This is a genomic window from Bacteroides sp. GM023 (assembly GCF_014750685.1).
Classification (GTDB): Bacteria; Bacteroidota; Bacteroidia; order Bacteroidales; family Bacteroidaceae; genus Bacteroides.
This window is the reverse complement of record NZ_JAAXGE010000005.1, coordinates 415,040-439,589: the sequence shown is the minus strand read 5'-3', so window position 1 is coordinate 439,589 and position 24,550 is coordinate 415,040. Positions and strand designations below refer to the sequence as shown.

The window sequence follows — 24,550 nt, the reverse complement described above, 5'->3', positions numbered from 1 at the left end:
ATATGATTATTTGATTCTTTTTCCCCAGACAGAACGTCCCCGGCTATCGAGTCCGGTAAAGAGAATGGTTTCCGTTTCATTCTCCCAATCGTGTCCTGCAAAGATAATCAGATTCTCTATTTTCTCTGTGCCCGATTCTACCATTAATAGATGTTTTTCGGTCAAAAAGGACCAATTTCCATTCATTGGTACAATTTTCCATCTGTCATCCGTTATCTCGCCCGTACAGGTTCCATCCTTGGCTAATTTGATCCGGGTGGAAAGATTCCACTCACCTTCTTTCAGTTCACCTTCCCCCCACAGGATTTGACCGGCTTCCAACTGGCGCTCGTACTTGGGTTCCTGCACACGGATGATTTCCCACTCTCCTACCAAATCGGCTTCGGTGAATTGACGTGAAGGAGTTCCCGCGTATCTTTCGGGAGAGACAACCGGCCATCCGTCCGGTGTAAAGAACAACTGGCGGACGTGCAATACCATCATTTGATTATGCGGGGAAAGACGTCCTTGATGGGCCATGAAATAGTTGCCTTCGCCATCGGAGAATACGCTGCAATGCGCAGTACCCGCCCATCCGGGATGATTCTCAAAACGATAGGGAGCAGTCAGGATAGGGAAATTATTGGTAGTATCTTTTACAGCTTTGTCAAAGTAATCCCGGAATAAGTCTTCTGCCGCTTCCGAACGGCTGACACGTACATTATAGGTAGTCATCAGCGGATCATAAGAAGTGAACAGATAATATTGCTTCAAGTCCGGATGATACATTATTTCGGGTGCTTCGAGATTATCTTTCCGGTAATTGGCACGACGTGCCACCAAATGTCCCAAGTCTCCTTCGTTCTGTGTTAATCCGGTTTCAGGATTCAGTTCTACGCAGTATAATCCGCCAAAGAAGGAGCCGTAGTGCATCCACCATTTCCCGGTAGCCTCATCGACAATGACACTTGGGTCGATGGCATTCATGGCAGTGGAATCATCTGTTTTCACCGCACAACCGATTTGCTTCCAGGGGCCTTCGGGAGATTCGGATTCCGCAAGACCGATATAGGAGGTTTTGCGTCCGAAAGCGGATACGCAATAGTACAAGCGATATTTATCCTTATAGGGAATGATATAGGGAGCCCAAATGTTTGTAGCTCCATGTCCGCCGGCATGAGTCTGTACCCACTGAACCGCTTCTTCGGGAATCTCGGGAAAAGCCCATCCTAAAAATTCCCAATGCACCAAGTCTTTGGAACGACGCATCTGGATATATCCCAAGGGAACGCCTTTTTCTTTTGCTTCCTCCCGGTTCTCACCAAAAATGGCGTCGGTGGAATACATATAGTAATAGTCGCCCAACTTGCAGCAGGACGGATCGTGTACATTATATGTTCCCCATTGGCGGTAGTCTTCCATTTTAGCTACGGATAAATAATTATCATCCCAAGGATTCGCAGAAGGGACTGGTGTAAACACAGCAGAAGTGCAACTTGCGAACAAGCTACCTGCTAGCATTAAGACGGGCAAAAACAAGTTTTTCATAACATCAGTGTATTCGTTCATCAATCATAGTGCAAAAATACGCCCTGTTTCACCTATTGAAGGTGGACATACGAACACGATTGGTGGACAATTCTACATTCTGCTGAAAAGAAGCCTGTTCCGCTTTTGCGATTTGAGATTATCTTTTAACTTTGCTCCTATTAATACGTACTCATATGAAAAAACACCTATTATTCTTTATTCTATTTTGGAGTTTTCTGCCATTCACCGGAACCATTTGGGCACAAGAGCGATTTGCGGATCGTTACAATATCACTTATGTCACCATGAATGACGGATTGCCTCATAACTTTATCGACGATTTATATAAGGATAGTAGGGGGTTTCTTTGGATATCAACGGCGGGTGGAGGGCTTTCCCGTTTCGATGGCTACGAATTCGTCAACTACAATCCTAACACGCCTCATTGTAAACTAAAAAGTAATTTCATCCGCAACGTATGTGAAGATAACTATCAACGTCTTTGGATGGTTTCTGAAGGTGGAACGGATATCATTGACTTATCTATCTTAAAAACCGTTATTCCACGTCATCCGAAAGGAATACTTTTTAAAATTCTGGAGCAACCTGCTACCCGTGTATTCAAAGACACACAAGGATGTATATGGCTACATTGCGCCAATGAACTTCACCGCATTGAATTCAATGAAAAAGGGGAAATAAGAACTATTTCCACTCTTCAATCTGTTTTACTGAATGGACCCGATATTGCTCTGCAAGATATCGACGGAGATGGAAAGATATGGATGGGAGCTAATGAAGAAATTTATAAGGTGTCTTTAAACCAGCAAGGAGAACTGGCAGCGACGCCCATTGCCGAATCCCTCAAATTCGAAACAGGAACTTACATTTCCGACTTTCTTCTCAAGGAAAATGAGGTATGGATTTCTACCGACCGCGGATTATTCAGATACAACAAAAATGGAAATGCAATCAAACAGTATCAGCATGATACTTCCGATCCTTATTCTCTTTCACAGAATTATCTGACTGATCTGGCTATTACTTATGACAAGCAACTGGTGATTGCAACTCTCCGTGGTATTAATATCTACAATCCGATGACGGATAATTTCGAACGGATTGCCAATGATCTCCCGGATAACGGTTCTAACTTACTGAATAGTAACTTTATTAATTGCATATTGACAGAGGAAGATCATATTTGGTTCGGCACGGAAACCGGCGGTATCAATCTACTGAATCCACGGCGTTTATCCATCCGTAATTATCGGCACGATAAAGAAAACATATCAAGTCTATCCCGAAACCCGGTCAATGCAGTTTACGAAGATACATACGGTGCTCTTTGGGTGGGTACGGTAGAAGGCGGTTTGAACCGTAAAGAACGTAACAGTGAGAACTTCACACACTATACCCGCGAGCGTGGCGGATTGAGTCATAATTCCGTCAGCGCACTCACAGCCGACTCAAATAATCATCTTTGGGCAGGAACCTGGGGTGGCGGTATTAATCTGCTTGATTTGAAGAATCCCAAGCAAGTTATAAAAGTAATCTCTTCACAAACAGAGAGTGGTTTTCCTATCGACTTTATCGGAGCATTAATGTATGACCCTATTAATAAAGGAGTATGGATAGGCGCCAATCAAGGACTCTACTTCTATGATTTGGATAAAGCACAACTCATTTCTCCATTTGCCGACAAAGCTGCCGAGAACATACACGGCAGTATAGGCTCTATTATTGATAAAGACGGCAAACTGTGGTTGGGTTGCCTGGAAGGGGTGTATATAATCGACCTTCATTCACGATCATCCAAAGGAGAATTCACATACAGACATTTGAACTATAAACTGGATGACCCGGATTCTCGCCTGATAGAAAAAATCACCTGTTTTTACGAAGATCAAAACGGAACTCTATGGTTGGGAAGTAACGGGTATGGTATTTATAAGCGGATAATTGATGAACAGGGAAAAGAGCAATTCATCTCTTACAGTACTACACAAGGTTTGCCTAATAACAGTGTCCGGGGACTATTGGGAGACATCAACGGAAATATATGGATAGGAACCAATAACGGACTTTCCTGCTACCATCCTACAGAAAACCGCTTTATCAACTATACGAAACATGACGGTTTGATTGACACCCAATTCTATTGGAATGCATCTTACCGTTCTTCGCATGACCTGCTTTATTTCGGCAGTGTAGGCGGATTAGTCACCATTGAAAGCAATCGTCCGGGGAGTTCTGTTCCTACAGCTAAAGTTCGCTTTACGCGTTTACGAATAGGCAATGAAGAAATATTACCCGGAAATGAATATTTATCACAGGACATTGCTACCGCTACAGAAATAAAGTTGCATGAAAAAGAGAAGTCCTTTTCATTGGAGTTTTCCGCACTTAACTTTGAGGCGAACAATGCAGCTATTTACAGCTATCGGTTGGTAGGATTCGATGATAAATGGATACAGGTTCCCGGTAATCGTCGTTTTGCGAGTTATACGAATTTGCCACCGGGAAATTACACCCTGCAAGTAAAGTATACCCCCGATGGAGAAAATGAAGGAGAGAATATTACCGAACTGAAAATCACAATCGTCCCCTATTTTTATAAAAGTGCATGGTTTATCTTATCGATAATCGTCCTTATATTAATAGGTATATGGCAATTTTACCAGTGGAGAATCCGCACACTGAAACATCAGAAAGAATATCTGCACCGCACAGTAGAAGAACGAACCCATGAACTGGAACAGCAAAAACATCTATTGGAAGACCAAACAGAAGAGCTCTCACGGCAAAACCGGATGCTGACACAACAAAATGAGAAAATCACGAAGCAGAAAGCGCAACTTATCCGCATGTCACGTAAAGTGCAGGAACTGACTTTGGATAAGATTTCTTTCTTTACTAACATCACTCATGAATTCCGCACGCCGATTACACTCATAATCGGCCCTATCGAACGTGCCCTGAAACTAAGTTATAATCCACAGGTAATTGAACAATTAAACTTCGTAGAACGTAATTCCAAGTATCTGTTATCTTTAGTCAATCAATTGATGGACTTCCGGAAAGTGGAATCAGGGAAACTGGAAATTGTAAAGACACGAGGGAATTTCCTGAAATTCATAGATTCACTGATTACTCCATTTGAAGTATTTGCCGGAGAACGGAATATCATATTAAAACGCTATTACCGGATGGAAACACCGGATATTCTGTATGATGAAGAAGCGATGCGCAAAGTAGTCACGAATCTACTAAGCAATGCCATCAAATTTACTCCGAACGAGGGAACCGTTTCACTCTATATATCGGCTCTTACCTCTGCGGACGGAGTGAGAAAAATATATATTTGCGTCAAAGATACCGGTTCAGGAATACCGGAAGAAGACCTTAACCGGATTTTCAACCGCTTCTACCAATCACAGAATCAGGTAAAATACCCGGTTTACGGGCAAGCAGGTACAGGGATAGGGCTTTATCTCTGCAAGCGGATTGTACAAATGCATGGCGGAGAAATTAAAGCATTCAACAATCGGCATGCAGGTTGTTCATTCCGTATACTCCTCCCCCTGCAACAAGAAAACGAGCAGGATGATAAAACAGTTATCATCGAACATAATCATATGGAAGCAATTGCCCCATCGTCTGATTCTCCCAAAGAGAGGGAGGCTCTGACTATTTTGGTGGTAGAGGATAACACAGATATGCGCGGATATATACGTTCCATCCTGCGTGAACAATATAGTGTTCTGGAAGCTGCAAATGGTGAAGAAGCATTGCATATACTTAGCAGCAATCCGGTGGATTTTATCATCAGTGACTTGATGATGCCCGTAATGGATGGTATCGAACTCTCCCGAAAGGTAAAAGAGACATTCGCCATTTCTCATATACCTTTCTTGATGTTGACTGCAAAAACATCGCAGGAAGCACGATTGGAAAGTTATCGTATGGGAGTGGATGAGTATTTACTAAAACCTTTTGACGAAACTCTATTATTGGCTCGCATCCAAAATATTTTGGAAAACCGGAAGCGGTATCAACGTAAATTTACACTGGATATGGATGTGAACGTATTGAATATGGAAGAAGAGTCCGGTGATAAGAAATTCCTGAATCAGGTAATGGAAGTCATTAAGGAGAATTATAAGAATTCTTATTTTGAGGTCAGTGATTTCAGCGAAGCTGTCGGTGTAAGCAAGAGTCTGCTGAATAAGAAAATGCAAAGTCTTATCGGACAGTCCGCCGGACAATTTATACGGAATTATCGTTTGAATATAGCACGTGAACTGATTCTGAAGAACCGGGAAACAAAGAATATGAATATTGCGGAAGTAGCTTATGAAGTAGGGTTCAATGATCCGAAATATTTCACCCGCTGCTTCACGAAGCAATTTAATGTGACTCCAAGCGCCATATTAAGCAACGAAGTGTAAAAAACACACTCATATAGTCATTTATCCACCTCGAAAATTCATTTGTCCACCTGACATACATCTACTCGTTGTATTTTTGCATCATTACAACGAGTAAAATTATTGTTGAACCATTAATATCAATATCTATGAAGACAAGGAAATGGCCGTTACTATTTATGGCAATTCTTACCATTCTCTGTATGAGTTCTTGTCAGGACTGGGGCGAAGCAGATCCACCCGCAGGAAATCAGAAATTCCCGGAAAAGCCGGATACTTCCGCAAAGTTAATAGCAGAATTTACATTTGACGAAGACTTCAACTCTACTGCTGCTGAAGGCGAAACACCTATAACAGGTGAAGGTTTCGCTTATAGTACAGGACAGGATAAGCCTGAAATTGTACAGGATGATGAAAGAGAAGGCGGAGTGATGCATGCCAATGGCGGATATCTCCGTATACCGAACCCACTGATCGGAGCAGATATCCAAACCGGAGTCTCTTTTAGTTTCTACGTAAAAACGACCAAAACGGATAACACAGGCGCACTGATCTCTTTCAGTGATGGAACAAACAAGCTGTATTTCACAGCAAATGCTTTCTTAAGTTATACGGGCACAGGAGGTTATCTTGATGTCAATGACCCGGATGTCAGCATTACAAATGCGATGCCTTTCGGCACATGGCATTATGTCGCTCTGACATTTACAGAAAAAGGATATGCCATTTATATTGACGGCTCCAAGAAGTATGATACCAACAATCACGCCAGCATCAATTCCGGTAAATCAAGAGCTGTCACTGTAGGAGATTTCGACTATGCTAACATGGTCGATTTACTATCATCTGCTACCTATATATATATGGGATACGGTTCGGACACGGAAACTGCCGAAGCTTATTACGATGATTTGAAGATTTGGACAAATACATTCAGTGATAGTGATGCACAAGGACCGAATATCAGTGGCGGAGTATCTGTGCCGAACCCCGTCTATAAAGCGACATTTGAGACTAGCGACGGATTGCAGATTATAGGTGGCGGTAGCTTCATCACCGACACTAACAATGCCTTCGGAACCGTGTTCAAGAATGTGCCGGGTGGAAAACGCCAGAATTACTTACTACTCCCGGAAGATGTTATGTCACACTCCGCAGAAACAAAAGAAATGTCTATCGGTATGTGGGTGAATGCGAAAGAAGCAGGAATATCATCTACTTATATGTGGTCTCCATTATTCAGTGCACATGGACAAGCACCCGGCATTGCAGGAACTGATAATATAGACAACTGGCCCATGTTCGCATTGTACGTCAGAGGTACATTGCAATTGAACAACGCAGGATGGTGCAACTTTGATGATACGCAGAATGTAAATGGAACCAATGCGTTATATCACGATGCCACCGACTGGTTGGCAGATCACCTGTGGCATTATTATACAGTAACTCTGACCGCTACTTCTGCCAAAATATATATGGATGGCGAACTGAAAAACGAATGGCAAGTGGCAGGAACCGGAGATAACAATGTAATTGAAGGCGCATTTATCAACGGTGCCAATTACAAATATATCACACTAGGGGGTAACCAAGCATTCGACTGGGGCGATCCGGACCCGGGATTCATGTTCGACGACTTTGCAATCTATGATAGAGAATTGTCTCAGGAACAGATTAAACAAATTATTGAGGATAAGACATTAGTTCTCACCACTCCTATCTATATTAATACATTTGAAGAAGGAACCGGTGACGCGCAAATCATAGGTTCCGGGAAAATAGCTTCTGTAGAAGACAAAGGATTCGGGAAAATATTCCAAAACGTGGCCGGTGCCAAAGGTACTAATTATCTGAGATTACCTCAAGATGTTCTTTCTCATTCTGTCGAATCACAGGAAGTGAGTATCAGCGTATGGGTAAATGCAAAGAACGCCGGAACATCTGAAGACTATCGATATTCTCCTTTATTTACCGCTTATGGTAATGAACCTTCAGCCGGATCTGAAAATCTATGGCCCATGTTCATTCTTCAAGCACGCGGACTTGCACAAATCAACTGTGCCGGATGGACGGACTTCGCCGCCGCACAAAATGAGAAAGGAGTTAACACAGTGTATTGTCCGGAATATGCAGCAGATGGAATCGTTTGTGAGGAGGACTGGCTGAAAGACCATGAGTGGCATCTTTATACAGCAGTTTTAACAACGACTACCTGCAAGATCTATTTCGATGGCGAGATAGCTAATTCATGGAAAGTGACAGGCAGCGGCGACGGGAATACCATATCCGGAATATTCACCAACGGCGCGGAGCTAAAGTATATCTCATTAGGAGGAAATCAAGCCTGGACATGGGGAGATCCGGACCCCGGATTCATGTTCGATGACATCGCTATCTATAACAAGGCGCTATCTCTCGAAGAGATTCAGTCCATTATGAAAAAGAAAAAGAATTAAACCCTTAAGTTTAACATACATGAAGAATTATAAACTTAATCAACAAGCAGCCCCGGGAAATATCTTTTCCCGGCTGCTACTGATAGTCTGCCTCATAACATTCAGCCAATGGACGTATGCGCAGAACAAGCAAATCACCGGACGGGTAGTCGATACCAAAGGCGAAGCAGCCATCGGTGCAAGCATACTCGAAAAAGGAACTTCGAACGGAACAATTACCGACTTCGACGGTAACTTTAAACTGACAGTCGGACCGAAAGCTGTACTGCAAATCAGCTACATCGGCTATAAGACACAGGAAATTCCTGTCGGCAACAGAACGAAACTGAATGTGACCATGGATGAAGATACGGAAGTGTTGGACGAGGTCGTAGTAGTAGGTTACGGCGCGCAGAAAAAGGAAAGTGTGGTAGGCGCTATTTCACAGGTTTCTTCTAAAGAACTCCTGAAATCTCCGGCAGCCAATATTTCACAAGCTATTGCCGGTAAAATTTCGGGTGTGATTACGTCACAGACTTCCGGTGCTCCGGGTTCTGATGATATGAAAATCTATATCCGTGGACGTGCTTCTTTTGCCGGAGATAACCAGCCGCTGATTCTGGTAGATGGTGTGGAACGTGAATTCTCACAAATTGCCCCGGATGACATCGAATCTATCTCTACATTAAAGGATGCTTCTGCCACGGCTGTCTATGGTGTGCGTGGCGCAAACGGTGTTATGTTGATTACGACCAAGCGTGGTAGAGAACAGAAACCGACCGTCAGCCTGACTGCCAACTGGCAGATACAGTCTCCTACCCGACAGGATACTTACCTGGATTCCTATAATTCAGTCGTACTGCTGGAAGAAGCATTGGCCAATGACGGGCTGCCATCTCAATATTCCGCTTCGGATATTGAAATGTATAAAAGATCTTCCGCCGGGCAACTAAGCGGCATTGATGCCCTACTCTACCCGAATGTAGACTGGTATGATACAGTTTTGCGTAGCAGTGCGCCTGCCCAACGTTATAATGTCAATGTGCAAGGCGGAACGAAACGTATGCGCTACTTTACTTCTGCCGAATATTACAATCAGCAGGGATTGTACAAGAACTTCAGTCTGGATGAATATGGAAATAAATCGAACTCCAGTTTCAAGCGTTTCGCTTTCCGTGCCAACCTTGATTTTCTGATGACCCAAGACCTGACGCTCTCTGTCAACTTCGGAACCCGTTTTGAAGAGCGTAGAGGACCGAACTCCAATGAAACAAGAGATGGAACTTACAGTCAGGCATTTTATGAAATGAATCATACACCGGGGTGGTTGTTCCCCGTATCCTACACAGTAGGCGAAGGTGAAGACCAAAAGACATTGTACAGTGGTAGTTCCCAGTATCAGAACAACATTGTGGCACGTTTCGCCAAAGCAGGCTTCTACCGCTCAACGAATACCATCAATGAAACAAACTTCATTGTGAATTATAAAATGGATTGGCTGACTAAAGGATTGGCTGCAAAAGGTATGGTATCCTTCGACTACGATGCGTACTATATGCGTGCATTCAATGCCAATTTTGCAACTTACGAACTGAACGACCGTACTAATTATAATTCTATAGATGCCTACACGCAGTTTAATACGGATACCGAACTTGCCTACCTCGGCAACGACCAGACCACTACTTACAAACTCTATATGGAGTTCCAACTGAACTGGGCACGTAAATTCGGTAAACACGACATTACAGCTATGGCATTGTACAATCAGAATGATTATCGTTATCAGGCAGACCTTGCCGAACGTTATCAAGGATTGGTAGGCCGTGCCACTTATGGCTACGACGACCGTTATCTGGCAGAAGTAAACTTCGGATACAACGGTTCGGAGAACTTCATGCGTGGAAAACGTTTCGGATTCTTCCCTTCTTTCTCGGCGGGATGGAGAATCAGTAACGAAGCTTTTATGAAAGGTACCGAAGACTGGTTGAATAATTTGAAAATCCGTGCATCTTATGGTGAAGTAGGTAATGATGTATATAAAGTAAACGGTGTGAAACAACGTTTCTTATATCAAGCTGTCTGGACACAGGTAGCTAATGACTATCACTTCGGAACAACCGGATATACTGGTATTTATGAAAGCCAGTACCCCAACTATGCAGTAACCTGGGAACGTGCCCACAAATATAATCTGGGACTGGAATTTGGTTTATGGAACGGACTGCTGAATGGTAATATCGACGTATTCTATGAAAAGAGAAATGATATCCTGACTCCTTATCTGACCCGTCCGCAATGGGTAGGTGTGAATATGGCCGCAGGTAACTTGGGAGAAACTCACAATAAAGGTTTTGAAATAGAACTGAAACATGCCAATCATATAGGAAAAGACTTCACCTACAATGCAAGCCTTACCTTCTCACACGCTCGTAATGAAATCCGGAACATGGATGAGCCATCTACTAAAACGGATTATCGCAAACAGGAAGGTCATCCTATCAACCAATATTTCGGTTTGGTTTGCGACGGATTCGTTACGGAAGCTGATTTAAGTAATCCTGATTTTCCTGTCTCTACTTTTGGAAATGTACAGGTAGGTGACTTGAAATACCGTGATATGAACGGTGACGGATTTATAGACAGTCGTGACGAGACATTCATCGGTTATAGTGATGTCCCCGAAAACACTTATGCACTCTCTTTAGGATGCGAATATAAAGGTTTCGGATTCAATATTATGTTCCAGGGAGTAGATCATGTTTCCAGATACTATGATGCAGAAGCCATGTTTGCCTTTGTCAATGGTGGAAAAGTGAAAGAGCATCACATGGATCGTTGGAATCCTAACCAATCGGAAGCCTATAATTTAAGTAATGCGAAATATCCGCTACTTCACTATGACAGCTACGGCGACCATAACCAACGAAAAAATTCATTCTTCCTGAAAAACGGTAATTTCCTGCGTCTGAAGAATATTGAATTCAGCTACTCTCTCCCGGCTAAGTGGATCAAAAAAGTAGCAATGAATGAATGTCGCATTTATGTAAACGCGAATAATCTCGTGACCTGGGATAAACTGGATGGGCTTTGCGACCCGGAAAGTGAAGGTTCCAACCGCTATCCGATTATGAAGACTGTAAACTTTGGTGTAAACGTTAAATTCTAACAGATATAAAACATGAAAAAGACAATCATATATACAGCGTTTTGGTTGGCAACAGCTGGAATCTCCTTCACTTCCTGTGAAGACGTATTCGGAGGATTCCTGGACAAACAACCTAGTAACGAGCTGACCGAGGAAGAAGTATTCAGTCAATGGACTACTACACGCGAGTTCCATTTCGACACATACAATTTCTTGCGTCACGGAGCATGCCGCATTAATAACTCCTGGATGGATGCCGCTACCGACCTTGCCGAAACCAGTTATGCCAGCGGTGGTACCCGCACCAGTTTTAATATTGGCAACTACTACGCAACCGGAGCCGCCGCAGAACTGACTGGTACTTGGGAACATTTTTATCGGGGTATCCGTAAATGTAATATGTTATTAAAGAGAATCGACGATGTGCCTAAAGCAACAGACGATTCGGACGAAGCACATACCACTTATGTGAAACAATATAAAGCGGAAGCTCACTTTCTCCGTGCTTATTTCTATTGGGAAATGTTTCTACGCTATGGCCCCATACCTTTAGTTTTAGATGTTCTAGATCCGGATGGTGACCTGTTAAGCAATTACACAACCCGCCCTACGGTAAAAGAATATGTGGTAGATTTTATATTGGAAGAATTGAAGGACTGCGAAGAAGGATTGATGGATAAGGCAACCTCTGCCGAATCCGGTAATCCTGGACGTATCAGCCAACCAATGGCACGTGCCCTGTATTCCCGTATCATGCTATATATGGCAAGCGACCGTTTTAAAAGTGAATCGGGTATCACCTGGCAACAAGCCGCCGACGCAGCCCAAAGTTTTATTACGGATTACGGAACGCTTTATGGCCTGTACACGGCTGATACGGATTCGAAAACCTGCTATACCAATGCAATCCTGAAAAATGCGCATGATGAGAAAAACAATGAAACAATCTTTTGGCGCAACGATGTAGTCGCAGGTTGGGCGGCTATTTATAATGATACTCCTGTTGGTGAAGGTGGTAACGGAGGATTATGCCCGTCACAAAACCTGGTGGATATGTACGATATGGCAAACGGCCAGTCTCCTTTCAGCAATTATGACGAAACCGGCGCACCGGTTTACAATGGAACTGAAACTCCGGCTATCAATAGTGCCAGTGGTTATAAAAGTAATGATCCGTATAGTAACCGTGATCCGCGCCTGTCAGCAAGTATCTTGTATAATGGTGTAAATTGGGGAAATGGCGTGATTAATGTACTGAAAGGACAACGGGATAATCCGCAAGGAAATGCGAATGCTACACCGACCGGATATTATGTACGCAAGTATATTCCGGAAGTTATCCTGAATAATAATCATACCGGAAGTAATTATCGCAACTGGATCATTATCCGTTATGCGGAAATAGTATTGAACTATGCAGAAGCTCTGAATGAAGCTGGTGGTTCACGCGCAGATGTACTGAATATAATTCAACCTCTCCGCGACCGTGCAGGAATGACTGCTAAACTGATAGAACGAAGTGATCTTCAAACTCTTGCGGAACGTCGGAACTTCATCCGCAAGGAACGCACTATAGAACTTGCATTTGAAGATCATCGTGCCTGGGATGTACGCCGTTGGAACGTAGCAGAAAAAGCACTGGCACGTCCAATCTACGGAATGGATATTACCAAGGAAAACGGAAAGTTTGTCTATACACGTAAAGTAGCCCAAACCCGGGTATTTACAGAAAAGATGTATCTCTATCCGATACCGGAAGGAGAAGTATGGAAAACAAATATCGAAAACAATCCAGGTTGGACTAATTAACTGAATGAATATGCATACGATGAATTTTAAAAATATACAGAAAGGATTCAAGAGAATCCTCCTCACCGCAGCCGCAGTTCTCATGCTGGGCAATGGATGGGCGCAAGACGCGAAAGTCCTGAAAGGACGAATCGTCAATGCAGAGGGTGAACCGATTGCCGGTGCGGTGGTCAACGTAGCGGAAGCGAGCCGCATTGCACTCTCGGACAAAGACGGTTACTTTACACTGAAAAATGTGAAACCGGCAGACGAACTTTATGTAAGCAGTGTAGGTTATCTGCCGACAACAGCTATTGCCGATTTTGAAGAGAACTTCAAGATTGTCATGGAAGCCGATCTGGATGAATATGCCCACACCACCCCGCTTCCTTTCACCCGCAAGCAAAAGAAGTTTGTGACGGAATCCACTTCCATCGTTACCGGAGATGAGTTGGAGAAGCATCCGGTGACTGTATTACAAAATGCATTCACCTCGACTGTGACAGGTGTAGAAACTTATGAAGCGCAATCCGAACCGGGATGGAGCGAAACAGCCATGTATATCCGTGGTATTCGTACTATGAATGCCAGTGCGCGCAGTCCGTTAATTATCGTTGATAATGTGGAACGCGACCTCTCATTTCTGGATGCATATCCCATCGAATCAATCACAATATTGAAAGATGCCGCAGCAACTGCCATTTATGGAATGCGCGGAGCAAATGGTGTAGTCCTGGTAACCACCAAACGTGGAGAAGCCGGTAAAACAAAAATCAACTTCACACAGGAAGTCGGTTTCCAGACTTCTGCCGGGATACCGGAAAGTCAAAACTCTTATAACTATGCGTTGAGCCGTAACCAGGCACGCTATTTGGACGGATTGAGTCCTGAATTTTCTGACGAGGATTTGGAATATTATCGCCGTGTCTGTAATGGTGAGCAACTGGAAGGGATGGCTAAATACAAATACTTCAACACCAACTGGCATGATACTATGTTGCGTGACGCAGCTCCGCAATACCGCACCAACTTGTCCGTAAGTGGCGGTAATGCACGTGCCCGTTATTATGTTTCTTTCTCCTATCTTCGTCAGGAAGGATTGTTTGATACCAAATGGACGGAATGGAATGACGGTTACAGCACGCAGGAAGTATTGAACCGTTATAATCTGCGCTCCAATATCGACATTGATGTAAACAAATTCCTGAATGTATCCATGGACTTGGGTGGACGTATCGACAATATTTCACAACCAGGTATCGACGTATGGAATCTCTTCACTTGGGGAGCGGGCGAAAATCTTCCGGTATATCCGATATTCTGTCCCAATGGCGAGTTCTTTATGCCGACCAGTAGCGACAGTAAAAACGGCGCGGCACAAATCGCCGGACGTGGTGTGGAACAAAACCGTCGTCGTAACTTGTATACTACCGTTACAGCTACCGGAAACCTGGACTCATTAGTTCCCGGACTGAAAGCTAAGATGACATTCAGTTTCGACTCTTATGAAACATTCCAAAAGACCCAGCAAGCGGATGTCAATGTGTACTACTATAATTATATGGCAAATGTAAACGATCCGTCAGAGTATACTTACCAACGTATGAGAACGTATAAGGCATTACCTAATGCGACAACTTCTCCACGTGATTATTACTATAACATCAATATGAACGGTGGACTGGCTTATGAACATACATTCGGCAAACATGCGGTCAATGCACAGGCTTTTATCCGCACTTACCAGAATGTAGTACGCGGACAAGAATCATCCAACCGTTATCTTTCTTACAATGCCCAGGCAACTTATGTATATAATAACAGATATATTCTTTCCGGAAATATCTCCCGCATGGGTAGTGACAACTACGCTGAAGGCGAACGTTTCGGCACTTTCCCCGGTGGCTCTGCCGGATGGGTACTTTCTGAAGAATCATGGCTAAAAGACTCTTTTGTGAAACTGCTGAAACTTCGTGCCTCTTACGGACGTTCCGGACAAGCGGTAACCGGTGTAAACCGTTATCCTTATCAAGGCACATTCACAGAAGGTGGTGGCTACAACTTCGGAACTTCACAGTCATACACGGAAGGGGTTTATGAATCGACTGCCGGAAACAAAAATATCAAATGGGAAATATCGGATATGGCAAACTTTGGCGTTGACTTCGACTTATGGAACAAGAAAATTTATGGTTCGGTAGACTTCTTCAAAGAATGGCGTTCTAATATTTTGGTGTCCCGTTCTACAGTGCCCAGTATCTTTGGGGTGAATGCTCCACAAGATTCTTATGGAAAAGCGGAAACAAAAGGTTTCGAAGTAACTCTTGGACATAGTAACCGTATTGGGGATTTTGAATACTACATTGATGGTATGCTGACTTTCAATACGAATAAGATTACCGAAATGGACGAATTAACTCCCGATTATGCTTATCAGGCTAGAACAGGAAATCGTATCGACCAAAGCCAGTTGCTAATTTGGAAACAATGGGCCAGTAATCCGGATTTGATACCTGAATCTTACGAAGACGCAGTTGCCAATCCGCAAAAATATCCATGGAATGCTGCCGGCAAATATAAACTGGGTAATGCCGTATTCCAAGATACTAACGGTGACCGCAAAATTGATAGTTACGACAAAGTGCCGACCGGATATACCAATATCCCTGAATTGATCCCGACCATTCGTTTAGGATTCAGTTGGAAAGGATTCGATGCACGCGCTGTACTGACTGCTTACCTGAATCGTACAGTACCTTGTCGTGAAAATATGGACTACGGTTTCGGATGGGGAGGTACTTCCACTCACGAAATTACGAATACTTGGGGCTACTATACGGACGATCCGACAGATCCTCGTAACATCAATGCCAAATATCCTCGTCTGTCTACCTCTTTCAGTGACCTTGACCGGAATTATCCGTATAACGAATCTACGATTTGGGTAGTCAATGGAGATTTCCTGTCATTACGTAATGTTGAAGTAGGTTATTCACTCCCTACACAACTTATCTCAAAAATAAACATGACGAAATGCCGTATTTATTTTAGCGGATACAACTTGTGTAACTGGAGTCATTTACCCAAAGACTTCGACCCGGAAAATCCGACGAACTATATTTGGGCCTATCCTAAGACACGTTCATTTACGTTCGGCGTAAACATCGGCTTCTAATCACTCAAAAACAGCAAAGAATTATGAAAAGAATTTCAATTTATATAGCAACTCTAGTCCTTGCGTTCGCAAGTAGTTCGTGCAGCAACTACCTCGACAAAGAGTATGATGCATCTTTGTCAGAAAAGAAAGTTTTCAATAATCAGAATCTGACACGTGAGTTTCTCGCTAATATCTATACGAATCTGCCGGACGGACTTGCTCCACTGTCGGACGACCAGTTTACAGGCGCTTCACGCGACTGCATGACAGATAATGCAGTCACTTGCTGGGGACTTCACTACTATACAAAGATAGGTAGTGACGGATATACCGCGGGAGATCATCCTTTATTAGGTTTTTGGAACACTGATTTATATGGAATCCGCAAATGCAATATGTTCCTGAAAAATGCCAAAGCGTCCGTTGTGGGAAACACCACAAAAGAGGGTGACGACAATCACCTTTATGATCGTTATTGTGCGGAAGCAAGATTATTGCGTGCTATTTTTCACTTTGATTTAATATGTTGGTTCGGTGATGCGCCTATTATCGCTGAAGACGAAAACGGAGAACCGATCATATTCGACTTATCCGACCCTTCGGCTATGAATATGTCCCGTACTCCGGCCGCCGAAGCACTTGAATGGGTAGCCGACCAATGTGAACAGATTAAGGATCAACTCCCTTTCCGTTACAGCGATGAAGCGTCAAATTGGGGACGCGTTAATGGCGCTGCCGCCTATGCCTTGAAAGCAAGAGCCCTGCTCTATCGTGCTTCCAAGCTGAATAATCCGGATGGAAATACTACGTACTGGGCCAATGCAGCCCAGGCAGCAGTGGACTTTATGACTCTTAATAACAAGCAGAGCAATCCGTATAAACTATATAATACGGGAAATTCTGAAAACGATTATTATGAATGTTTCACTACCAATCCGGTATACAACAATGAAATTATTCTGGCACGTTCCGTATGGACTACCAATCAGGTAGAAAAGGTATTCCTACCCGTAGGATTCACCGGTTCTTTTTCCGGAAACGGACGTACGAACCCGACACAGAACCTAGTAGACGCGTATGAAATGGCAAACGGTAAGCGAATTGACGAAAACGGAAGTAACTATGACGCAACGAACCCCTACAAAGACCGGGATCCGCGTTTGACACAAACAATCTTCTATCAGGGAATGATGTGGGGACGTGCCGACAAAGAAGAAAGACGTGCTATCGACGTACGATATAATTCGGATGCCGATAAAGGTGTCGATTATACTTCTGCTATGGGTGGTACATATACCGGATATTACCTAAAAAAATACGTGAATAATATTTCGTGTAAGGAACCGGCTACTTATCCTCATGCCTGGATGATTTTCCGTTATGCCGAAATCCTGTTGAATGCGGCAGAAGCTTATAATGAAGCGGAAGGTCCGAGCAAAGCATACACTTATATCAACGATATACGCTCACGTGCCGGTATGCCTGCTTACGAGAATATGTCACAAAGTGAACTTCGTGAACGCATCCGCAACGAGAGGCGCATCGAACTTGCTTTCGAAGACCATCGTTTCTTCGATGTACGTCGTTGGAAACTGTATGACAATGTAACCTCTACCGGAGAAACCGGAAAACCTCTTTACAATCAATTACTTAATCTCTATGGAGTAAAAGTAACAGGTAATGCGGATTCTCCTACTTACTCTTTCAGTTTGGCAGAAACTGTCAACTCGCGCACATTTGTCAATCCTAAGAGTTATTACTTCCCAATTCCGGCAAATGAAGTGAAACGCGCCCCGAACCTCGGACAGAATCCGGGTTGGGATACCGGAAGCTCTTCTAACTAATAAAAATCAAAATGTTCTAAAAGAAAGACTGAAATATGAAATACTTAAAGACTATCTATCTTCTTTTATGTTGCGCGCTCACTTTGGGAGCGTGCAGCGATGACGATGAAAACTCCGCATCAGGGGCTTTAAGCATCACGACGCCGACATATACGAATGTAGGTTACAATAAAGTTACCTTATCCGCCAATATTAGTGGAAGTGAGGGTGTAAACATTGTGAAACGTGGATTCTGTTATAGTACGGAATCCAATCCCAGCATTTATGATACAACAGACGAAGTAAGAGGAACGGAAATCAGTACTACATTAACAGGTTTAAGCCAACAAACGACTTATTATGCCCGAGCTTTCGTCACCCTCTACAATGAAGAGCCCAAATATTCGGAAGAAATCTCTTTCACTACTCCTACGGAAACATTGAATGATGAGCTTGCCGAATATGAAGCGCCGACATATGTGGATGACTACACCGGCTTTTCAGCCTGGAGTAACCGTTACCAATGGAACCTTGCCAATGTACATGACCCTACGGTCATGAAAGCGGATGACGGATACTATTATATGTATCAGACAGACGCATCTTATGGAAATGCACATAACGGAAACGGACATTTCCATGCACGTCGTTCCAAAGACCTCGTTAACTGGGAGTACCTGGGAGCAACCATGAGTGAAACTCCACCGACATGGATTAAAGAAAAGCTGAACGCATATCGTCAGGAAATGGGATTAGAGCCAATCGACAATCCTTCTTACGGATATTGGGCACCGGTAGCAAGAAAAGTTTCTACAGGAAAATACCGTATGTATTACTCTATCGTCATAACCAACTATATCAAAACCGGAAAGCCGGAAATTGAGAACAATGGGAATTTCGATAATTCATGGGGAGAGCGCGCCTTTATCGGATTAATGGAAACATCTGATCCGGCAAGCAATATATGGGAGGATAAAGGTTATGTAGTATGTTCTGCCAGTGACAAGGAAATGGCGGATTATGGGCGTAGCAGTACAGGTGACTGGAATGCTTATTTCAAAATCAATGCAATTGACCCCACTTATATTATAACTACCACCGGTGAGCACTGGTTGATCTATGGCTCATGGCACAATGGGATTGCCGCAATGCAATTAAACCCCGGAGATGGTAAACCGCTAAATACACTAGGTGATCCCTGGAAAATTACAGGAGAAAACAACTCCGGTTATGGGAAAATTATTGCTACACGTGGAAATAGCCGTTGGCAAGCATCTGAAGGACCGGAAATCATTTATCGGGATGGCTATTATTACCTTTTCCTAGCATATGGTACATTATCAGTAGAATACAACACACGTGTTTGCCGCTCTACAAATATTGATGGCCCTTATGTAGATATGAATGGAAACTCTGCCATGGGTAGTGGCGAGTTATATCCGATACTGACAGCTCCTTACAAATTCAACAATAGCTATGGCTGGGTAGGTATCTCCCACTGTGGTGTATTTGATGACGGAGAAGGCAATTGGTTCTATACGTCTCAAGGACGCTTCCCTGTAAACGTAGGTGGAAATGAATATTCGAATGCAATTATGATGGGACATGTTCGCAGTATCCGTTGGGATGCCAATGGTTGGCCTCTTGTAATGCCCGAACGTTATGGAGCAGTACCACAAGCACCTATCACAGAAGCAGAAATAGCAGGAAACTGGGAACATTTGGCATTGACAACCAGTACAGGCAGCCAGAGAACTTCTGAAACACTAACTTATGACCTTAGTACTCATAAAATAACTAACGGTAGCTGGCAGAATGCATCATGGACATTCGATGAAGCTGCACAAACAATAACTACAAGTTCTGGAGTTGTACTTTATCTGCAACGTGAAGTAGATTGGGAAGCTACTCCCAGAACTCATACCATTGTTTACGCCGCACAAGGTAATAAAAAGACCTATTGGGGAAAGAAAGTTCAATAAACGCTCATTGATATGCTTATTAAGTAATGATAAAAAGAGAGAGCTGGTAGTTATTATGTAACTGTATTTGCAGAACTGAAGAAAAAATCGTAATCTTAAATCCCTTACCGAGGAATTTAAGATTACGATTTTTTCTTCAGAAATACTTATGCCGAAAGAATGGGGCCGAAGCCCCACTCTTATAGCAACTTTGCAGCAACGAGTTACCTTGTTTTCATTATGCTGCCGGGTCCGGTGTTTCACCATCGTCACCCGGACCGCCACCCGGATTCGGATTTTCTTCGTCATCTCCATCATCCGGCTTTCCACCTGTAGCACCCGTATCCTTTATATGATCCAGATCCTTGAATTTCAAACCATCCGAACGAGTCGATGTTCCAGTAGACAGACGAATGTCCGAATTAGCACGAAAACAGACGCGCAGCCCTTGAATATCAGCTACAGTAAAGTCTTCCGCTTTCTCTGTTCCTTTACTTTGGGCAGACAAGAAGAAATAGCCTAACCCTTCAATATTTACTGAACGACCCGCCAGCAACGTTTTTCTCAATAAAGTACGAAAATCTTTCAATACACTAATTGTCTCTCCTTCACTCACTCCCGAATTGGAGGATATCTCTTTCGCAAATTCTGTCAGAGTCGCACTCGTGTCATATTGGTAAGAGATTACCGGATACACTTTCTTTCCTAATTCTTTGTTGGTAGGGTCACACAAACGCGACACTCTTCTAAATCTAATTGCCATAATTTTGATCCTTTCTTTTTAAGATAAATACTAATGATTATTACTTCGCTAACGTTAACGATACAAAGATGCAGCATCTTCTTAGGGAATGAAAGGACAAGATAAAATCGTGGTCAGAAGGCAGTAAAAAGAGATTTTTAAATGGAAAAGATAGTTTAAGACAGAAAAAAGGGACAAAAGGAGGAAGCAATGAGCTATATTAATCACTCAAGAACATATATTTAGTGCTAGATCAAACTTTACCACCGTAAAGTTTACGATGGTAATCTTTACCGATGCAAAATCAAATATAAGGAAAGGCACTCACCACATTAGGGACACTAAAATGTATTAATGACTATATTTTTTGATTTATCCACGAAATAATTGCGGAAACATTTTTATTCTTCTATTTTCCAATCCGCTATCGTTCCACAATCACAATCGAAGCTGACCGCCACTTTTACTATCGGCAAGCCGCAGAGGGCGAAACGTTCGGGATAATTCTTCAGGTTGATCTGCTCCATAGCGGACGATGCATCCTTGTCTAGTTTCAGTTCCATCACATAGAGAGTCGTATTTGTACGAAGCACCATATCCACCCGTCCACGAGGAGTGCGCACTTCCACGTCCACATAATATCCCAACAAGCTGAAGATGATGTAAAGCATTTGTTGATAATGCCCCTCGTACTTCGTATTGTCGCAATAAGGAACAGTAGACAAGAACGTTTGCAAGCGACGCAGGGCCGCATCCATATTACCGTTACGGATATCACGAGAAAAGTAAGCCATCGTCGTGATGGCGGCCTGTGCCGAACTACCCGTATAATTAGGAAGAAGACTTTTCATAAGCCCCACCCGAACTTCCTTATTCGGAATGTCAAGCGTATAAATTTCCAACTCCTCATCATAATCCTTGATGGTTATATAACCGCTCTGATAAAGCAATGGAGTTATATTGGTCATCGTTTCGGTAGGAGCGTCGAAAGAGGTAACGTCCGCATGAATCTCACCTATCTCAGAGGGAGCGACATTAAACTTCTTCAACATCGTTATCAGGTATGTGGGAGTACCGCTTCCAAACCAATATGATTTAAATTCCCGGTCAGTGAAAGCGTTCATCAAACTGAACGGATTATAAATATCAGGAGAAGGATAAGTGAAATGATAACCGTCATAATTTTCTTTCAGCTTTGCCAGAACCTCTTCCGAAGTAATCCGCAATCCATCGGCAAACAAATTCACATCTTCTTTCATCTGCGTACGGATTTCCTCTTCACTGATTCCACAGATGGCAGCGTACGTCTTGTCCATACTGATGTTCTTGATATTGTTCAACTCGCTGAAGATACTGAGTTGGGAAAATTTTGTGATGCCCGTAAGAAATACATAACGCAAGTAAGGATCGCAGGCTTTCAACGGGCTGTAGAAGTTGCGCATGATGTTGCGAAGCACGTCGAGATTCTCCCTTTCATGCACCACATCGAGCAAAGGAGCATCATATTCATCGATAAGAACAACCACCTGCTTACCGGTTTGCTTATAAGCACGCTCTATCAGACCTTGCAAACGCTGATTGATATATATGTCTTCCTCATTTCGACTATATATTCTTTCATAAGCCGCCAACTTACGTTCCAGTTCACTAATTAATTCATCCTTGCCCGCATGCTTTGCCGTGCTCATGTCGAAATGAAGTACCGGATACTCTGTCCACTCCGTCTCCAACTTTTCTATAGCCAATCCCTTGAACAGTTCCTTGCAACCGGAGAAATAGCTGTGCAAAGTGGAAGTAAGCAATGACTTTCCGAACCGACGGGGACGGCTCAGGAACATATAGTTAGATGTAAAATGAGTCATCCGATAAACGTACTCCGTCTTATCGATATAGAGGTAATTCCCCTCACGAATCTTTGAAAATGTCTGTATCCCTATCGGGTATAATCGTTGCATCTTTTCCATAACCGTTAGAATTTACACAAAGTTATAAAAATATTCCATTCGCCTTTTATTAAATATCTTTTTTAATGTAAACCGTTGCTCATACGGATATTCACAGAGGTAGCTTTGTAAGCTCTTACTTTTCAATTAATCCAAAACGTTTCAGCAATTTCGGTGAAGCATCTTCATAACCTGCTACAGCTGTCTTTATTAAAGACAAATCTTCGTCATGTATCGTTCCCTTTGCTTTGTCAGCGCCAAAAAGCTGAACAAAACGACTGCCACTGATAACTTTCAAATCAGAACAGTCTACAAACCGATTTACACCTTCGAGAAAATCATACTTAGAAGCAAGGAGAGGATAATGCATATCTTTACGTTTCTGGGGAAGAACAGGGTTAATATTTGTATCAATCAGAATAACTCCAAACGCATTACCTTCCCAATCATATCCTAATACAACAAAATACTTATTGCGACCATCATCACCGAGATTCTTACCCTTCACTTTCTCTTCTTCCCCTAGATGCATTCTAAACACGTCCCCTACTTGCACACTAGAAATTGTAAGTTTCTCCATTGCCTCTTTCGAGAGAAGATCAGCCAATGTACCTTTTTGTATTTTCAATCTGCCAAATATTTATCAAGCTCTTCCTGTTCTTTCAAGTATCTCAGAAATTCGGAAGTAGAGCCTCCAGCTTCAGCAATCAATAAAGGGTTCATTGGAGAAGCATTTTTATGATTCCACGCTTTTTTCCATGCCAAATCGTGTGAATCTTTAGACAATTGTTGAGTAGTCTTAGAACAATTCTCTTTTATAGAAGAATTCAATGAAGCTATTTCAGCCTTACTCAATTCATCCATATCCGGTTCTTCTGCGGCACGGATAATATAACGGCACTCAGCTTCCCCAGGCTTGAATGCCTGAGATAAATTGCCCAACGGAGTTCCCGGCAGTGCAGAAGCACTTCCAGTTGCCACTTTCATAGCATCATATAAGAATGAAGGAACAGGACCACGCTCTAATGCACAAAACGTATCTTTCACCAAATGCTTTCCATAAGATGCATAATGATTACGTTCTGCAAAATAGAGAATCTTAAATAGATGAATAAAATCCGTCTCTCCACATTGCTTGAGAATGTAGAGGGAGACTGCTTTCAATTTCAAAATATCATCTGAAGTCATGTATATTCTCTTTATTCTTAATATTACCACAAAGGAACAAATTCTTTTTTGATTTTCCTATTTCTCAGCTAAAAAACAACATTCTGTTAGCGTCCAATTTAGACATCCCCTATAGGAATATGTCATTTTGGACGCTAATCAACCTTGTCATTGATAATATCCACTTCTTCTGTACACCAGACCCTTAAAACGAAATATACCAACGATCCTCACAGACAGTTGGCATATTTTACATACAAACACATATCAGTCTTTCAACCGACATGAGGGCTAAGGTTAGAAATATACCGCTGTATCCTTTCTAACCTTCATTATGTAGGGATTTCATGAGTTCATCATGAATTTAGGGACCTACATATTCTTTTATATCATAGTTTATGATTTTATTCTTTAAATATCAACGATCTTCACAGACAGTTGATA

12 protein-coding genes are annotated in these 24,550 nt (G+C 42.7%); 7 read left to right on the top strand and 5 right to left on the bottom strand.

Translation table 11 applies throughout. The features are described 5' to 3' along the window. Window positions 1–6: 6 nt before the first annotated feature. Window positions 7–1,548 (bottom strand): arabinan endo-1,5-alpha-L-arabinosidase, encoded by a 1,542-nt coding sequence (locus tag HC965_RS12705; RefSeq protein ID WP_191031800.1) that lies wholly within the window; start codon window positions 1,546–1,548, stop codon window positions 7–9. Between the two features lie 155 nt (window positions 1,549–1,703). Between HC965_RS12705 and HC965_RS12700 the strand changes: the two genes are divergently transcribed. The 7 genes from HC965_RS12700 to HC965_RS12670 all read left to right on the top strand — a co-directional run bounded on the left by HC965_RS12700 (window position 1,704) and on the right by HC965_RS12670 (window position 20,275). Then, window positions 1,704–5,960 carry a two-component regulator propeller domain-containing protein gene (locus HC965_RS12700; RefSeq protein ID WP_191031799.1) on the top strand — a complete coding sequence of 1,419 codons (4,257 nt, stop codon included), beginning with the start codon at window positions 1,704–1,706 and terminating at the stop codon, window positions 5,958–5,960. Window positions 5,961–6,088: 128 nt separating this feature from the next. Continuing rightward, entirely contained in the window at window positions 6,089–8,398 is a 2,310-nt protein-coding gene (locus HC965_RS12695; protein WP_223854856.1) for a LamG domain-containing protein, read from the top strand. 19 nt (window positions 8,399–8,417) lie between these two features. Continuing rightward, window positions 8,418–11,546, top strand: a complete 3,129-nt coding sequence (locus HC965_RS12690; protein WP_191031798.1) for a TonB-dependent receptor — start codon at window positions 8,418–8,420, stop codon at window positions 11,544–11,546. Between the two features lie 12 nt (window positions 11,547–11,558). Further along, on the top strand, window positions 11,559–13,334 hold the full coding sequence (locus HC965_RS12685; protein ID WP_191031797.1) for a RagB/SusD family nutrient uptake outer membrane protein: 1,776 nt from the start codon (window positions 11,559–11,561) through the stop codon (window positions 13,332–13,334). 10 nt (window positions 13,335–13,344) lie between these two features. Continuing rightward, window positions 13,345–16,488: a TonB-dependent receptor gene (locus HC965_RS12680; protein WP_191031796.1), complete on the top strand. Its 3,144-nt coding sequence runs from the start codon at window positions 13,345–13,347 to the stop codon at window positions 16,486–16,488. Between the two features lie 23 nt (window positions 16,489–16,511). Next, window positions 16,512–18,314 carry a RagB/SusD family nutrient uptake outer membrane protein gene (locus HC965_RS12675; protein WP_191031795.1) on the top strand — a complete coding sequence of 601 codons (1,803 nt, stop codon included), beginning with the start codon at window positions 16,512–16,514 and terminating at the stop codon, window positions 18,312–18,314. 35 nt (window positions 18,315–18,349) lie between these two features. Continuing rightward, window positions 18,350–20,275, top strand: a complete 1,926-nt coding sequence (locus tag HC965_RS12670) for an arabinan endo-1,5-alpha-L-arabinosidase (protein WP_191031794.1) — start codon at window positions 18,350–18,352, stop codon at window positions 20,273–20,275. Window positions 20,276–20,492: 217 nt separating this feature from the next. Here HC965_RS12670 and HC965_RS12665 read toward each other — a convergent pair whose 3' ends face one another. From HC965_RS12665 to HC965_RS12650, 4 genes are all read right to left on the bottom strand, one after another. Next, window positions 20,493–21,017 (bottom strand): HU family DNA-binding protein, encoded by a 525-nt coding sequence (locus tag HC965_RS12665; protein WP_191031793.1) that lies wholly within the window; start codon window positions 21,015–21,017, stop codon window positions 20,493–20,495. A 380-nt stretch (window positions 21,018–21,397) separates the two neighbouring features. Further along, on the bottom strand, window positions 21,398–22,960 hold the full coding sequence (locus HC965_RS12660; protein ID WP_191031792.1) for an ATP-binding protein: 1,563 nt from the start codon (window positions 22,958–22,960) through the stop codon (window positions 21,398–21,400). A gap of 115 nt (window positions 22,961–23,075) precedes the next feature. After that, entirely contained in the window at window positions 23,076–23,567 is a 492-nt protein-coding gene (locus tag HC965_RS12655) for a hypothetical protein (RefSeq protein WP_223854855.1), read from the bottom strand. Further along, a complete protein-coding gene (locus HC965_RS12650) occupies window positions 23,564–24,127 on the bottom strand; it encodes a Panacea domain-containing protein (RefSeq protein WP_191031791.1) in 564 nt (187 codons plus the stop codon). Before HC965_RS12650 ends, HC965_RS12655 begins: the two co-directional genes overlap by 4 nt. Window positions 24,128–24,550: the final 423 nt, after the last annotated feature.

Excerpts from the sequence above, each read along its gene's own strand:
- HC965_RS12675 (WP_191031795.1), top strand. The coding sequence starts at position 16,512 with ATGAAAAGAATTTCAATTTATATAGCAACTCTAGTCCTTGCGTTCGCA.
- HC965_RS12660 (WP_191031792.1), bottom strand. The coding sequence starts at position 22,960 with ATGGAAAAGATGCAACGATTATACCCGATAGGGATACAGACATTTTCA.
- HC965_RS12700 (WP_191031799.1), top strand. The coding sequence starts at position 1,704 with ATGAAAAAACACCTATTATTCTTTATTCTATTTTGGAGTTTTCTGCCA.
- HC965_RS12680 (WP_191031796.1), top strand. The coding sequence starts at position 13,345 with ATGCATACGATGAATTTTAAAAATATACAGAAAGGATTCAAGAGAATC.
- HC965_RS12695 (WP_223854856.1), top strand. The coding sequence starts at position 6,089 with ATGAAGACAAGGAAATGGCCGTTACTATTTATGGCAATTCTTACCATT.
- HC965_RS12665 (WP_191031793.1), bottom strand. The coding sequence starts at position 21,017 with ATGGCAATTAGATTTAGAAGAGTGTCGCGTTTGTGTGACCCTACCAAC.
- HC965_RS12650 (WP_191031791.1), bottom strand. The coding sequence starts at position 24,127 with ATGACTTCAGATGATATTTTGAAATTGAAAGCAGTCTCCCTCTACATT.
- HC965_RS12685 (WP_191031797.1), top strand. The coding sequence starts at position 11,559 with ATGAAAAAGACAATCATATATACAGCGTTTTGGTTGGCAACAGCTGGA.
- HC965_RS12670 (WP_191031794.1), top strand. The coding sequence starts at position 18,350 with ATGAAATACTTAAAGACTATCTATCTTCTTTTATGTTGCGCGCTCACT.
- HC965_RS12705 (WP_191031800.1), bottom strand. The coding sequence starts at position 1,548 with ATGAACGAATACACTGATGTTATGAAAAACTTGTTTTTGCCCGTCTTA.
- HC965_RS12690 (WP_191031798.1), top strand. The coding sequence starts at position 8,418 with ATGAAGAATTATAAACTTAATCAACAAGCAGCCCCGGGAAATATCTTT.